General features: G+C 51.9%; 15 protein-coding genes and 2 CRISPR repeat arrays. Of the genes, 3 read left to right on the top strand and 12 right to left on the bottom strand.

Annotated elements, in window-relative coordinates:
- Positions 1–29: 29 nt before the first annotated feature.
- Positions 30–2,852: a phosphoenolpyruvate carboxylase gene (ppc, locus tag J9253_RS12580; RefSeq protein ID WP_210221299.1), complete on the bottom strand. Its 2,823-nt coding sequence runs from the start codon at positions 2,850–2,852 to the stop codon at positions 30–32.
- Positions 2,853–3,088: 236 nt separating this feature from the next.
- Here ppc and J9253_RS12575 point away from each other — a divergent pair, with 236 nt between their 5' ends.
- The gene (locus J9253_RS12575) at positions 3,089–3,592 is read left to right on the top strand and encodes a phasin family protein (RefSeq protein ID WP_210221298.1); all 504 of its coding nucleotides are present in this window, start codon (positions 3,089–3,091) and stop codon (positions 3,590–3,592) included.
- A gap of 158 nt (positions 3,593–3,750) precedes the next feature.
- Here J9253_RS12575 and J9253_RS12570 read toward each other — a convergent pair whose 3' ends face one another.
- From J9253_RS12570 to J9253_RS12555, 4 genes are all read right to left on the bottom strand, one after another.
- Entirely contained in the window at positions 3,751–4,041 is a 291-nt protein-coding gene (locus J9253_RS12570) for a hypothetical protein (protein WP_210221297.1), read from the bottom strand.
- A gap of 93 nt (positions 4,042–4,134) precedes the next feature.
- Positions 4,135–4,356, bottom strand: a complete 222-nt coding sequence (locus tag J9253_RS12565) for a hypothetical protein (RefSeq protein WP_210221296.1) — start codon at positions 4,354–4,356, stop codon at positions 4,135–4,137.
- Between the two features lie 155 nt (positions 4,357–4,511).
- Positions 4,512–4,763, bottom strand: coding sequence for a hypothetical protein (locus tag J9253_RS12560; protein ID WP_210221295.1), 252 nt, complete (start codon positions 4,761–4,763; stop codon positions 4,512–4,514).
- A 341-nt stretch (positions 4,764–5,104) separates the two neighbouring features.
- Positions 5,105–5,979: direct repeats of the CRISPR family, unit length 36 nt.
- A 230-nt stretch (positions 5,980–6,209) separates the two neighbouring features.
- Positions 6,210–6,812, bottom strand: coding sequence for a Uma2 family endonuclease (locus tag J9253_RS12555; protein WP_228291367.1), 603 nt, complete (start codon positions 6,810–6,812; stop codon positions 6,210–6,212).
- 50 nt (positions 6,813–6,862) lie between these two features.
- Here J9253_RS12555 and J9253_RS12550 point away from each other — a divergent pair, with 50 nt between their 5' ends.
- Positions 6,863–7,060, top strand: coding sequence for a hypothetical protein (locus J9253_RS12550; protein ID WP_210221294.1), 198 nt, complete (start codon positions 6,863–6,865; stop codon positions 7,058–7,060).
- Positions 7,061–7,183: 123 nt separating this feature from the next.
- Positions 7,184–7,771: a CRISPR direct-repeat array (repeat unit 36 nt; unit sequence GTCTTAATCCCTTTTAAATCAGGGCGGTCTTCAGAG).
- Between the two features lie 359 nt (positions 7,772–8,130).
- On the opposite strand, the gene cas2 is transcribed toward J9253_RS12550, so the two are convergent.
- The 7 genes from cas2 to csx16 all read right to left on the bottom strand — a co-directional run bounded on the left by cas2 (position 8,131) and on the right by csx16 (position 12,670).
- Positions 8,131–8,454: a CRISPR-associated endonuclease Cas2 gene (gene cas2, locus J9253_RS12545; RefSeq protein WP_210221293.1), complete on the bottom strand. Its 324-nt coding sequence runs from the start codon at positions 8,452–8,454 to the stop codon at positions 8,131–8,133.
- A complete protein-coding gene (locus J9253_RS12540; RefSeq protein WP_210221292.1) occupies positions 8,454–9,233 on the bottom strand; it encodes a CRISPR-associated endonuclease Cas1 in 780 nt (259 codons plus the stop codon). Before J9253_RS12540 ends, cas2 begins: the two co-directional genes overlap by 1 nt.
- Positions 9,230–10,186, bottom strand: a complete 957-nt coding sequence (cas1, locus tag J9253_RS12535; RefSeq protein WP_210221291.1) for a CRISPR-associated endonuclease Cas1 — start codon at positions 10,184–10,186, stop codon at positions 9,230–9,232. Before cas1 ends, J9253_RS12540 begins: the two co-directional genes overlap by 4 nt.
- A 117-nt stretch (positions 10,187–10,303) precedes the next feature.
- The gene (locus tag J9253_RS12530) at positions 10,304–10,594 is read right to left on the bottom strand and encodes a CRISPR-associated endonuclease Cas2 (protein ID WP_210221290.1); all 291 of its coding nucleotides are present in this window, start codon (positions 10,592–10,594) and stop codon (positions 10,304–10,306) included.
- Positions 10,587–11,132, bottom strand: a complete 546-nt coding sequence (locus tag J9253_RS12525; RefSeq protein WP_210221289.1) for a hypothetical protein — start codon at positions 11,130–11,132, stop codon at positions 10,587–10,589. Before J9253_RS12525 ends, J9253_RS12530 begins: the two co-directional genes overlap by 8 nt.
- A gap of 74 nt (positions 11,133–11,206) precedes the next feature.
- Complete coding sequence (locus J9253_RS12520; RefSeq protein ID WP_210221288.1) at positions 11,207–12,358, bottom strand: Card1-like endonuclease domain-containing protein; 1,152 nt, start codon at positions 12,356–12,358, stop codon at positions 11,207–11,209.
- 21 nt (positions 12,359–12,379) lie between these two features.
- The gene (gene csx16, locus J9253_RS12515; RefSeq protein ID WP_210221287.1) at positions 12,380–12,670 is read right to left on the bottom strand and encodes a CRISPR-associated protein Csx16; all 291 of its coding nucleotides are present in this window, start codon (positions 12,668–12,670) and stop codon (positions 12,380–12,382) included.
- Between the two features lie 122 nt (positions 12,671–12,792).
- Between csx16 and J9253_RS12510 the strand changes: the two genes are divergently transcribed.
- A complete protein-coding gene (locus tag J9253_RS12510; RefSeq protein WP_210221286.1) occupies positions 12,793–13,935 on the top strand; it encodes an ATP-binding protein in 1,143 nt (380 codons plus the stop codon).
- Positions 13,936–14,121 lie beyond the last annotated feature (186 nt).

The following is a 14,121-nucleotide window of genomic DNA, read 5'->3' as shown; positions in this document are numbered from 1 at the left end:
GCTTTCGCGGCCTTTTTTATGGTTTAGGCTTAGCCTGTATTGCGCATCCCTGCCGCAATGGCATTGATGGTGCGTAACAAGACTGGCAGCCACGGCGAGTCGGTATTGCCGGTTTCTTCCACATACTGGCGATGCCGCCGGATCAGGGTGATCTGGATGTGGTTCAACGGGTCAAGGTAAGGGTCACGGCGTTGCAGTGAATATTGCAGCAACGGAGTGTCTTCCATCAGGGCATCCAGATGCGCTGTTTTCAGCACCTCATCTACCGTGAGGTTATATTCGGTGCGGATATTGGCAAATATTGCCTGAGCACTGGCCTGATCGGTGGCCAGTTCGGCGTATTCACTGGCGGTATCCATTTCCCCTTTGTACAGCGCCATTTGGGTGTTGCTGAGCAGGGAACGGAACGCAGGCCATTCGTTATACATACGTTCCAGCAGGGCACTGTTGTCCGGGTGGGCTGCGCGGAAGGTGCTGAGTGCCGTGCCGATGCCGTACCAAGCGGGCAGGGTGTGGCGCGATTGTGCCCAGCCAAATACCCACGGAATCGCGCGGATCGAGCCTTTGTCCCGCACGGTTTTCTTGCGGTGCGAGGGGCGCGAGCCAATGTTCAGCAAGGCAATTTCCTGCACCGGGGTAGCTTCGTAGAAATAGTCCATCAAGCCCGGTGTCCAGTCGGTCAACTGGCGGTAGCTGTGTTCACCCGTTGCGGCGATTTTGCTCATGGCATTGAGGAATTCTTGCGGGTAAGAGCCACGCTTTTTCAGCAAGCCGATGCTGGCTTTGAGCAGGCCGGTAGTGCCGACCCCCAGCTCATACACGGCTGTTTCCACGTTACTGTATTTGGCTGCGAGGACTTCACCTTGTTCGGTGAATTTGATTTGCCCGTGAACGGTGTCGGGTGGTTGTGCCAGAATTGCTTCGTGGGTAGGGCCGCCGCCACGCCCGACTGTGCCGCCACGCCCGTGGAACAAGCGGCATTTGACGCCGTATTTGTCGGTGAGGGCAATGACTTCTTTCTGGGCGTTGTACAAATTCCAGTTGGAGGCGAGGATGCCGCCATCTTTGCACGAGTCGGAATAGCCGAGCATGACTTCCTGCATATTGCCGGAAATTTCCAGCAGGGTGCGGTAGGCATCATTTTCCAGCAGGTTGGTGAGCACGCTGCTGATGTGTTTGAGGTCTTCGATGGTTTCAAACAGCGGCGAAATCTGGATATTGCAGAACAGTTCGCGGTTTTCGTCGTAACCCACCAGACCCGCCATGTGTGCCAGCAGCATGACTTCCATGATGTGGCTGGCCTGATGGGTCATGGAGATGACGTAAGTGCCGAAGATGCCAGCACCCGCTTCGTTGCGCATTTCCAGCATACTGTCGAAAATTTCCAGCGTTTCGGCGGTGCGTTCGCTGAGCTTGGTGCGGTGTGGCATCGGCAGGCGCGGGCGCAGGATGAGCTCGGCGAGGATGTCCAGACGTTCGCTTTCGGGCAGTTCCAGGTAGTTGTGGCACAAGCCGGAGAGCTTGAGCACTTCTGCCACGGTTTCGCTGTGGATGGTGGATTCCTGACGGATGTCGAGTTTGTACAAACCAAAGCCGCAGGTTTCCGCGAGGCGAATCAGGTCTTTGAGTTCGCGCCCGGCAATGACGTGGTCGCCGTGGCTACGCAGCGAGTCGCGGATCAGGTACAGCTCTTGAATAAATTCGGCCACATCGGTGTAAGCATTGGCTGCCAGTGTGGCGGCTTGTTCGTTTTTGAGGCGTGAATTGACCGTTTTCAGGGTTTCAGTGAGTTTGTGGTGCATGAGGCTGAGCAGGCGACGGTAAGGTTCCTGCTGGAAACTTTCGTGGGCGTAGTGGAACAGGACATCGCCAAGGTTGATGCGCTGGTCTTCCTCTTGCAAATAAGTGGTGAATTCGGGCGTCGGGGTGATGAATTCCAGCGAGTGCGACAGGATGGTGCGCAAGTCTTTCACCCGGCTGATGTATTCTTCCAGCGCCAGTTGCATCTGCATACGGATGGCTTTGCGGGTCAGGGCAGGGGTGACGAAGGGGTTGCCGTCACGGTCGCCACCTATCCACGAGCCGAAGCGCAAAAAGCTGGGAACGCTGACCGCACCCCAACCGTAGGCGATACGGGTGGCGCGTTCGTAATAGCGGTACATGGTCGGAATGGCATCAAACAGCGATTCGCGGAAGTAGTACAGGCCGTAACGGATTTCGTCTTCCACCGTGGGTTTGCGGGTACGCACTTCGTTGGTGCGCCACATGAGCTGGATTTGTGCTTTGAGGTGGCGGATCAGGGATTCGCGTTCCGCCGGGTCTTGATTGAGGTCGAGTTGGTCGATGACCAGGAAGATGCGGCGCTGGATTTCCATCATGGTGCGGCGACGGGCTTCGGTCGGGTGCGCGGTGAACACCGGGGTGTAGCGCATCTGATCCAGCAGAAATTGCAGCTCTTCCGCACTCATACCCTCTTGCTTCAGTTCCAGTATGTTACGGCGGATCGAGCCTTGCCATAACTGGCTGTCGGGTTTTTGAATCTCGCGGCGGCGTTCCCGATGCTGGAAATCTTCCTCAACGATATTGGTGAGAATGTAGAAGGTGTTGAAGGTGCGGATGACCTGTTCCAACATATCCACGTCCAGCCCGTCGATGAAATTCATCATGTCGGTGCGGATGGCATCATCGTTGCTCTTACGCAGGCTTATGTAGCCACGGCGCAGTTTTTCAACAGCAGCGTAGACGGCTTCGCCTTCCTGCTCCCTGATGATTTCACCGAGTAGTTCGCCGAACTGGCGGCTATTTTCCTGCAATTTGGCAACGTCGAATGGCTTGTCTGTGGTGGTATTCATAATGTGTGATCTTCCCAGCTAGTTGATGCATTAATACATGCAAAAATGAGGCCTTCATTATGCCTTAAGTGCTACCTGCGACAAAGGGGGGTGACAATTTGATGAAATATTCCGTTTTTGCTGCATCGCAACAAAAAACTGATTGACAGTGTTTTCAGATCGCGTTATTGTGCACTGCATCAAATGCAGAAACGCACGAAGAAACCAAACTTAAAAACCGCACTAGGAGATATGACATGCAAAACGAAATGATGAACATCGTAAAACAATTCAATGACAGCGCTATGGCTTCTGCCAAGAAAATTGGCGAACTGAACATGAAGACTTTTGAAACACTGTCCAGCAAGCAAGCTGAACTGGTTAAGTCTTGTGTTGAAATGGGCACTAAAAATGCTGAAGCAGCTACCAAAGTAAAAGACCTGTCTGAGCTGAGCACCATGCAGCAAGAAGTTACGCGCACTTGCGGCGAAAAATGGGTTGCTAACATGCGTGAAGCCACTGAAATGCTGACTTCTGTTCGTGACGAACTGACAGCGATCATGGAAGAAGCTGCAAAGTACACTCAATCTGGTGCTGAGCAAGCTGTAGAAGCTGGCAAGAAAGCAGCAACTGAAGCCGTTGAAAAAACCACTGCTGCTGTTGAAAAAGCTTCTGCTGAAGTTGTTGAAATGACTAAAGAAGCGGCTGACAAAGCTGTTGATGCAACTAAAAAAGCCGCTGCAAAAGCTAAAGTTGCTTAATTAAGTTTTCAGGATTATCGATTTTAATCGGCAGTGGGCTGGGGTGTAACTCCTCCTCCTCTCCTCTCTCTAGCGACTCAGCCCACTAATCCTCTATTGCCCGCTCTTACAGCGGGCAATTTTTTGCCTATTCGTCATGCTCCAATGACAAGCCATCCTCAAATTCCAGCGCTGTTGGCGGCGGCAATGTGTTGCTGGCTGCTGCTGAGTTGTTGCTGGAGCAGGGCAATGTCTTGCAGGGCTTTGCTTTGCTGGTCGGTGACTTGCTGTTGCAGGGTTTGCAACTCGTGCTGGAGGCGTTCCTGCGCTTGTTGCTCGGCACGGGCGGCAGCGGCACGGATCGCCTGTTGCTGTTCAACGGCGAGTTCCTGACGCATTTGCCCGCGCAATACTTCGGAAATGGCAATGGTTGAGCCACAGTTGTGGCATTCGATGGTGTTGTCTTGCATGGTGCTTAGCCCCTAGGTTACTCAGTGATCAGGGTATAAGTGCTGCGGGGGTGAATGGGCAGCTTGACAAGCTTGTGGGGTGTGAGGGGTGCGTCAGTCGCCGATGGTGATCAGTACTTGGGCGTTGTAGTCATTCAGGCCGTATTCCAGCACCTTTTTGGCATTCAGCCCGAATTGCGCTTCAAAGTCGGCGGCGCTGTATTTTACGCAGCAAATGTCGGGGCAGTTTTTCGCAATGTAGAGGTCGGCGTAACGTTCGTCGGTGAAAACGATGGCTCGCTTCCATTTTTCGCCAATAAGCACGTAATTTTTCATGAGAGAGTACCTGTATTGAATCTTGATCTGTCTGTTGTCCGAAGTTGGACGCATCGGAAAGGTTTAGGGTTCACCCCTAGCGTAACAATTTTGATGCAATGCAGCAAATTTAAGGTAACAGTCAGTGCAATTAATAAAAACAGGTGTTTAGGTACTCAGATTTGTGGTTCGCGGCGCTGTTGGTTTGGGCGCGGTGTGGTGGTTTCGCCGGGCTTGGCGTGCAGGTAGCAGGCGTGTTTGCCATCGCTGTAGCCCATGCGGTAAAACAGGCCGAGTGCGGCTGTGACCACTATGCTGGCGAAGGTTTGGAAGAGGCCAAACGATGCAATGGCAGTGCCTAGCACCCAAAACAGGCCGACGCCTGCGAGTATTGCCCCTATGAGCAGGAAGGATAAACGGATTCCCATCAGAAGCCCCGAGCTATTTTTTTGTTAATAAGTTGAGCTAATCATAGCAGTGGGGGAGGGTGGGTGTATAGGGGGAGGAAGAAAATCAGGTCAGCAAAAGAAACCCCTCCCCAGCCCTCGCCTTATCAGGGAAGGGAGCAAGAAAGGGACTGCGTGTCTTGTTCCTCCCCTGATAAGGGGAGGTTAGGAGGGGTTTCTTCGGGGATTGTCTGAACTGTGATTCATAGGATGACTGTGATTAATCGGATGCGGGTTGTCCTCTTTCATCACACTAATTCTTTAATCATGGAAATCAAGGTTCAGACAATTAAATCAGGGCGGTATCAAGTTCAACTGCGCCTGTCTTAATCCCTTTTAAATCAGGGCGGTATTCAAACTGGGTGGGGTTTATGATACCTCTACTGTTTGTCGTCTTAATCCCTTTTAAATCAGGGCGGTATTCAAACGTCGTATTGTAGTAATGTCCTCGTTCTATTGGGGTCTTAATCCCTTTTAAATCAGGGCGGTATTCAAACACGACCCGGAACTGCTGGAGTTGGCAGGTCAATACCGTCTTAATCCCTTTTAAATCAGGGCGGTATTCAAACCGCTCTTGATTTTTTATACAGCGATATATAGTTGGTCTTAATCCCTTTTAAATCAGGGCGGTATTCAAACGTTTCAGGGTTGGGAGTGGGTCACCCAGTTTCGTCTTAATCCCTTTTAAATCAGGGCGGTATTCAAACATAGGTTGCTAAGAAATTAGCAACCTATAAAATGTCTTAATCCCTTTTAAATCAGGGCGGTATTCAAACTAACAACACTGCTAACACAATGACCGATGAAGCGGTCTTAATCCCTTTTAAATCAGGGCGGTATTCAAACACAGTAAGTTAGGTTTTGGTACAGTGGGAAACGTCTTAATCCCTTTTAAATCAGGGCGGTATTCAAACGGTCGATATGATTCAGGGTAAGTGGAAGACTACAAGTCTTAATCCCTTTTAAATCAGGGCGGTATTCAAACCGAAGGCTATTGGCAGATCGGCATCTACGTGTACGGTCTTAATCCCTTTTAAATCAGGGCGGTATTCAAACACGAAGAAGCTTCTATTCGTATGCGCGAAGCAGGGAGTCTTAATCCCTTTTAAATCAGGGCGGTATTCAAACGTTTGAAAATCGACACAGCGGCACGTGCTGCACTGTCTTAATCCCTTTTAAATCAGGGCGGTATTCAAACCCCGCCGTTCGTCGGAAACGCTTTGGTTTCAACAACTTGCGGTGTATGAATTTTGACATCAAATTGGTATTTCAAAGTTAGCATTTTCAGGCTCGTAGAATGAATACAATTAGACTGGTTTTTCAGCAAATGTAAGCAAGTCAGTTGTGAAATAACGGCAAGTAACCGAGTACCTGTATACGCCTATTGTAACGGATAAGAGCTGATGGCGCTATAAATTTTAGCAATGATTACGCCTCAGGTTCAGCGGGTTGCGTAAAATCAATACCTTTGTAAATATTAGCCAGTGACAATGGCGTGTCGATACAAGGCAACATAATCACCTGATCCAACGCATCATAAGCACTCACCCACCATGCGCCATCCACTTCCCGATAATAGAAGGTCACATGTGGCTTATCTTGCACAATGATGAGATACGCCTGCAAGGATTCTAAGGCTTGGTAAGCCAACAACTTTTCACTGCGATCTTTCCAGTCCGTTGATTTTGAAGTCACCTCCACAATTAAACACGGCTTCTCCACATAACAGTCATCCATATTATCCGGTTCGCAGCTTAACACCACATCAGGGTAATAAAAGGCTTTGTGCCGCCGCGCCCTGACTTTCACATCGGAAGTATAAGCATCACACGGTGTGCCATCTTCACGCTGCAACGGCAAAGCCCGCACAATATTCAACGCAATACGATTATGCCGCAACGAAGCCCCCGCCATCGCGTACAACACACCATCCACATACTCATGGCGCTCTTCCGCGAGTTTCTCACCCTCCAAGTATGCTGCCTCGGTGATATAAGCCGAATTTTCAGTCGTCATTTTGACTGTTAGCATGGTATTGCCCCTATCGCTACTTGAGCTTTAATCATAGGGTAAGTCTAGCGTTGCGGCAACGCCATCTGCACACTGCGCCCGCGCCGGTAGCTGCGATTACCCACAACCCGGTTGTTCAACAGTTTTATGGCAAATTGCTGGATCAAAAGAAGCATCAACGGGCAGCGATGACCGCTGCCATGCGTAAACTGGTGCATATCTGTTTTGGTGTGCTGAAGAACCAGCAGGCGTTTTCACCAACGATGTAGCGTATTTAAATAGCGGGGTTAATAAAAAATCCCTATGGATTTTTTGTTGACCTCAACACGATACTCTTTTAAATCAGGGCGGTCTTCAGAGGTAAATCAGGCAAGAATGTCAGCATCAGCACACGTCTTAATCCCTTTTAAATCAGGGCGGTCTTCAGAGGATTCTAGATGAGTGGGAAGAGCGCAAGTTGCAAGGTCTTAATCCCTTTTAAATCAGGGCGGTCTTCAGAGTGTGAAGACTTCTATTATGAGACACGCGATGCGTCTTAATCCCTTTTAAATCAGGGCGGTCTTCAGAGGAGGTGTCACCACGTAACGGCTATTGCGCCGTGTCTTAATCCCTTTTAAATCAGGGCGGTCTTCAGAGAACCACAATGGGGACTAGACCATGCCACGCTACGTCTTAATCCCTTTTAAATCAGGGCGGTCTTCAGAGCATTCACCACGACGATGATGTGTTCATGCTGGACGGTCTTAATCCCTTTTAAATCAGGGCGGTCTTCAGAGTGATGAAATGGAATGGTCAGATTTGCCTGACAGTCTTAATCCCTTTTAAATCAGGGCGGTCTTCAGAGCTTTCAGAGGTGTAAGCGGGTTTATCAAGGCTGTCTTAATCCCTTTTAAATCAGGGCGGTCTTCAGAGCCAAACTTGCGCTGCAAAAGGCTTTGGGATGGGTCTTAATCCCTTTTAAATCAGGGCGGTCTTCAGAGGGCTCGTGTCTAATCAGCCTTTTGAATCAGTGGGTTACAGAGACCCTTAGCAGGAAATGGGCTGTATAAAAAGTTGCCTTGAGAAAAAATTATACAATCTGGATTTTTAAAGAGGCTACACGACTTGGTTTTTCGTGTTAATGGATTGATTCTACTGCTATTTAGCTGCGGATGGAAGGATTATTCAGCAGATTGGCTGAAATCAATCCCCTCGTAAATTTCCGCCAGTGTCAGCGTGCTATCAGGGCAAGGCAGCGTAAGGGTTTGTTCCAACTCATAAAACAGCGTCAGCAGCGGTTGATCTTACGCCGAATTTTCCGGGGTCACTTTTGCTGCCAGCATATTCATACCTCTTCCTTCTACAACGTATCCCGATTATAGCGCACTTCAGCAGGCAACTTCGCCCCGGTCAATAGCAGCCCATCATCCCACAATGCCTTGCCCAACTTCACCCATTCCGGCTCATTCGGCAACGGATAAACCCGAATATCATCTTGCTTGGGGTGGATCAAGGTACGCAAATGCTTCAGCACCTTCTCGCGCCGTTCCGCATCCAGCTCCACCAAAAACACCGAATACTGCAACGGTAACGCAATTTTTTTCAGGTAACGGTGTACCCGCCCCAGCCGCTTGGGGTTGGCAATATCATACGCAATAATATGCGGCAAACGCCGATGTGCCATCAGTCAGCCTCCTCGTGTTTCAAGGTGCGCCACAAACGGTTTAACGCAATCCGCGCCCGCTCCTCAAAATGCCCCTGATGACTTTCGTAAAAATGTACCACGCTGTAACGCAAACCCCTGTCAGCAAACAGGTGGGGTACTTCGCCACGCACCACCAGCCAATACGCCTCCAGCAATAATAGCTTTTCCATTTCCCGCGACAAATGCACCCGTCGCGTCAACGGCAACTGGATATTATCGCTGAAACCATACGCCGCCAGCACTTCCACCACATGGCTGGCAATCGGCGCTTGCAACTGCCCGGCAAACTGCCCGAAACGGCACGGCAACCGTGCTTGCACCAAAGGTTCTACCTGCGGCAACACGCTATGCGCCACCGAGCCTTGCAAGGTAAGCTGACATGCCCGCTCCATACGTTTTACCCACCGCATTTCTTCATGCACCCGCCAGTTATGGTAAAGCCTGTCGCCCTCTGGTGAGTCTGCCGCCGCGTGTAACAAGGTTTCCAGCGACGTTTGGCTGCTGCGATCTGACAAGCAATGCCCGACCAACACTCCATCGCGCCCTCGAAACGCGACCGGAATCCCGTATTCCAGACACGCCAATAACGCCGCAGTTTGCCATTCCACCTTGCCTGTTACCACCACACGCGAAATGCGCCGTAACGGGTAAAAGCTATCCGCCCGCTCATGCGCTTTCACCCGCAACGCCACTGCTTCCAGCTCCACTTCATTGGCCTGCGCCACATCCAGATACAAGGGTTTACGTGCTGCATTCATACCGCCACCTCTGTTACTTCCCACTCGCGCATCGCCTGCACCAAGCCGCGCACCTGCCAACGCATTGCCCGACTCAGCGGACGTAAGCGACCTTCCAGACCCGCAAAAAATACCTGCCGCCCCGATTTATCGAGAAAACAGCCGTTCGTATCCGTCTTGAAATGCCCCACCCGCAAGGTCTGGCTGCGGAAACTTTCCCACACCCATGCATCAATGTGCGGTCTCCACACCTCAATCAAGTCCGACGCCAGCGATTCTCGCCCGAAGCTGGTTTCATGGTAAAAGCCCAGTAACGGTTCCAGACCATGTGCATGGATAATCTGCACCGCGCGGTTATGCAACATTGTGTAAGCCAGCGACAACGTAGCATTCACCGGGTCAGGCGGCGGGCGACGTTTACGCCCAGCAAACCCCAATGCAGCCGGTAACACCGCCCCGAATGCACCAAACACCGCCCGTGCCGCCGCGCCTTCCATCCCCAGCAGTGATGCCAACCCAGCCGCCGTCGGCAAATTAGCCTGTTGTGCCGCAAGCTGCTGTTGCGCGTCAGTAATGGCTTTGCGCTGGTCAGGTCGATCAGTCAGCATGTCACCCAGCAAGCGCGAATGCGCCGCAAACTTCGCCGCCAATAACTGCCGGGTAAACGCCAAACGCCAGTCAGGGTTTTGCGCCAGCCGGTAATGCAACAATCGAATGCTGGCATCGTTATGCCCACTTCCCAACAATACTGCGCGGCGCTGCGGCTTGCGCTGACTGGCAATGCTGAAGGCAATCCCGTTTTCAGCCAATGTCCCCAACACGGTGGTATCCAGTTGCACATTGGTCAGGCACACCACCCGCTCCAGCAAGGCGAGTGGCACCGGCCGTTGGCGTCTGTCGCCGAGACGCGCGACCAGCGTTGCGCCTTCCACTTCCAGCGTGGCGTTTTTATGGTCAATGTATAAAGTTGTCATAATCCCTCTCCGTTAAGAAAATCCCCCTCAGTCCCCCTTTTTCAAAGGGGGAGGCCGGAAAGTGCCCATTTCTTGCACCCCTCCTTTGCAAAAGGAGGGGTTGGGGGAGGATTTTCTTCACCCCAAATAAAACCAGTCCGGGTCAATCGGCGCTATCCCCAATCCCAGCGTATGCACGGTCTGACGCGGGTCGAGGCGGATCAACATGAAACTGTCGTCATCCTCATCCAAGATGAAGCTCATGTCGCCAATCAACTCACCCTTTTCCGCATCGGTTAGCCAGACTTCATGCACCGATTTTTGCCCACCTGTGGCATACGCCCGCACGCAATGCAGCGCAGCCCGCAAGCGCCCGGCATCGCTCACATCATAGGCCGCAAGGTACAACACGCGGGCAGCTTCAGGCATGTTCCACCCCGCTATAAGCCGGTGCAGCGGGCAGCTTCAATAAGCCGAAGTTGTGGTAGCCATCGCCTTCGTGGTGATACAACAGCACAGGGCAACCGTTGCCGAGTTCCGCGCCCACCATTGCGGCTGCCATACTGGGGCCTGCGTGGAAATAGTGGATACGGTCAATGCCTTGCGCGTACATTTCCCCCGCCAGTTTGCGCACATCGGCTTTGAAGGTATCCAGTTGGTAAACCCCGACGCCATCGCGTTGCAGGTAGAAAATGCGTTCGCGGGGAATATCACGCAGCCCCTCACGTTGTTGGCAGTAGTTTTCCACCGCCGCACGGATGTTTTTGCCCGCTAGCAAGTCGATGATGAGGATGGCAGGGCGATTACCCGGCGCATTGCGGATGGCTCGCAGGTATTGGCGGTAACGGCGGTGGTTGCCCCATACCACCTGATACCACGTCCAGAATACCGGGATGGTCAGCACCAGCCCGAGCACGATGCCGATCGGGTCGAGGATGGTGTTGATGAGAGTGAGTAGTGCTTGCATGATGCCCCCTATTGGCCGTTGTTATGGGGGGATCATGCCGCAAATGACGGGGGAATGCAGTGATGACAAGCTTGTCAGGCGGGTATCATCCAGCGGAGGATTTCCTGGCGTAAGCCTTTGATCTGTGAAGGGCTCAGAATGCGGATACTGCGGTCACTAGCGCGATCCAGCATGTCACTCGTGGGTTCACGCGCACTGATTAGCCATGTTTGACCAAACAAGCCTTTAAGGTCAGCACCTAGACTGTCGATTTTGTAAAGGATGTCGCTATCCTTTTGAAAATCGCGCCCCAAACGCAAGGTTTTGCATTCGATCACTAACATGCGATTGTTGTGGGTAATGAGCACGTCCAGCTCGTTGCGGGTATTTTTACTGTTGTCCCAAGTGATTTCGACGCTGGTGCGCACATCATCCGGCTGGGCATCGCGGGCAATGTGGTAAACATATTCTTCCAGCCAGATGCCACCGACATAGCGGGCAGATTCTGCATCGCCAAAGGTGATGGTTTTGCTGCCATCCCAAGCGAATACCTGCGTTTCTGCCAGCTTACGCAAAGCCTCGCGCCATTGCCCGCCGGGGTGGTCATTTAGTTGCTGTTGTGGTGTTACTAACACTTCGCCATTGTCAGACAAAGCATTGTTGGCGAGGAAATTCAAAGTGCCAATCAAGCCCGCCAACTCCTGAGCATGTAAGGCCAGATATTTGGTGGAAGGCTTACGTTGCCCAATGCGAATTTGCCATGCCTGATCATCAGAGGCAGCTTTGCGATAGGTTGCCCCATAAGCCAGCAAGTATTCGGGAATCGCCAGCACCGCTTCCAGCGGCTCATTGGTATTGTCGTGTAAGCATTCGATCACATTATTGGCGGTGTCGGTGTAGATAATGCGCTGCACGTCGGGGCGGAAAATTTCCAGCATTCCCAACATCATCAGCTTGTTGCCGCCCGTAATGTTCAGGGTGATCTGGGCATCGGTAGCGGTTGCCTTAATGGTTTCCTGCAATTCCAGCGCGTACTCGTGGATAGCAGCGATGAAAGAATCTGGCATGTCGGGGTGGATGATGGTTTCAATTTGCTGTGCCTGCAACATGCGCTGAAAACGTGCGGTCATGCCGTTACGCTGCATTTCAGCAGAACTGACCAGATGCACTTGATCCGGCTTGTCCATGCGGATGGGGATGTAGTTCGCCAGCAATTGTGCTGATACCAGACAGATGTGAATGTGCATAAAAAGCCCTGTAGTGTTGGTTTAGTTTTTCTGTGCCGAATAGCCTTCCAGCCGCGCCTCGTAGGTGCGCATATTTTCCGCTGTCAGCTCCTTGCCCCGCGCATCCGCTGGCAGCTCCAGCGTCAGGTGGAAATAGTCCCCGCCGCGTGCATTCACTTCCGCCACCAGATTGATCGGCAGCGTGCCGAGTACCCGGTCGCCCGGCTGCACGATGTCCACATCGAAATGCGCCAGCCGCTCATCAACGTGGAAGCCTTCCGATTCTGCCCAAGCGACCGCGCCGGGGTGGCGCGAGATGAAATAGGTGGTCATGTGTTCCCCTTGTTGTGGTGTCAGCAAAAAACGCAGTGTAATGGCAGGGGCTGGGTTTGGCGAGTTTGGCAAGCTTGTCTGATGCTATACTGGGAGCATCCACTTTAGACAGGCTTGACGGCATGGAAAATTTACTCAACCTACCCATCGGTATCCAGAGTTTCAGCGAGTTACGTACCCGCAACATGCTGTACGTGGATAAAACCCAACCAATCCATCGGTTGATCAATACCGGCAAGTACTATTTTCTATCACGCCCGCGTCGTTTTGGAAAATCGCTGACACTTTCCACCCTCCGCGCCATTTTCGAGGGCAAACGCGAGCTATTCAAAGGGTTGTGGATCGAAGACCAATGGGATTGGTGCCAGATACACCCTGTCATCCACCTATCCTTCAGCAGCATCGGCTACCGTGAGTTGGGGTTGGAACAAGCTATCCGTCAAGAACTGATGTCACAAGGCAAGTACTTCGGCGTGACTTACAGCCAACAGGTGAGTATTGCCGTCATGTTCGAGGAGTTGATACAACAATTGGCTCAGCGCGACGGCAAAGTGGTGGTGCTGATCGACGAATACGATAAGCCGTTGATTGATTACCTCGACGACATTCCGCTGGCGAGAGCCAACCAGCAGGTGATGAAAACCTTTTACTCGGTGATTAAGGACTGCGACCCTTACTTACAATTCCTGCTGATCACGGGCGTGTCCAAATTCAGTAAAGTGTCGATCTTTTCTGACCTGAACCACCTGTTTGACCTGACCTTTGCACGGGAAGCCGTCGCCTTGACGGGCTACACCCAAACGGAACTGGAGCATTATTTTTCCCCCTACATGCAGGAAGTCGGTGAAAATCTGGGGCTTGAGCGCCCCGTATTGCTCGAAAAAATGCGCGAATGGTACAACGGCTACAGTTGGGATGGGCGCACACGGGTGTATAACCCCTTCTCCATCCTCAATTTCTTCCGTGCGGGCGATTTTCGCAATTTCTGGTTTGAAACCGGCACGCCGACTTTCTTGCTCAAACTGTTGCGCGAACAAAATCTGTATAAGCTGGATAGCCTCACCGTGCATGAACGCACCTTTTCCAGCTACGATATTGAGTATTTGCAAGCGATTCCGATCCTGTTCCAGGCGGGCTACCTGACCATTAAAGCCAAGCAGGAATTCGGGTTGTATACCCTCGACTACCCCAATAGCGAAGTGCGCGAATCGTTACGCGGAAAAGTATCGCGCCGACCCACGCCCGAAAGTGTTGGTCGGCATTAACTTTAGCAGTGAGGCGAAGACGGTGGAAGGGTGGAAAACTGAGGTGTTGGTTTAATCACATTCGGAAATGTTCCGGCAAAAGTTTCCAGCCCGGTTAAAACACCTTTGTTACGCCCGCTTTTGACCTCAATGGCCAGCGCTCGCCATCCTGCCGTGCGCTTGGGTAATCGAAGCTGTGTTGGGCAG

The sequence above is a fragment of the Thiothrix litoralis genome (assembly GCF_017901135.1).
GTDB lineage: Bacteria > Pseudomonadota > Gammaproteobacteria > Thiotrichales > Thiotrichaceae > Thiothrix > Thiothrix litoralis.
The sequence above is the reverse complement of the archived record's forward strand: the minus strand, read 5'-3'. Positions and strand labels throughout refer to the sequence as shown.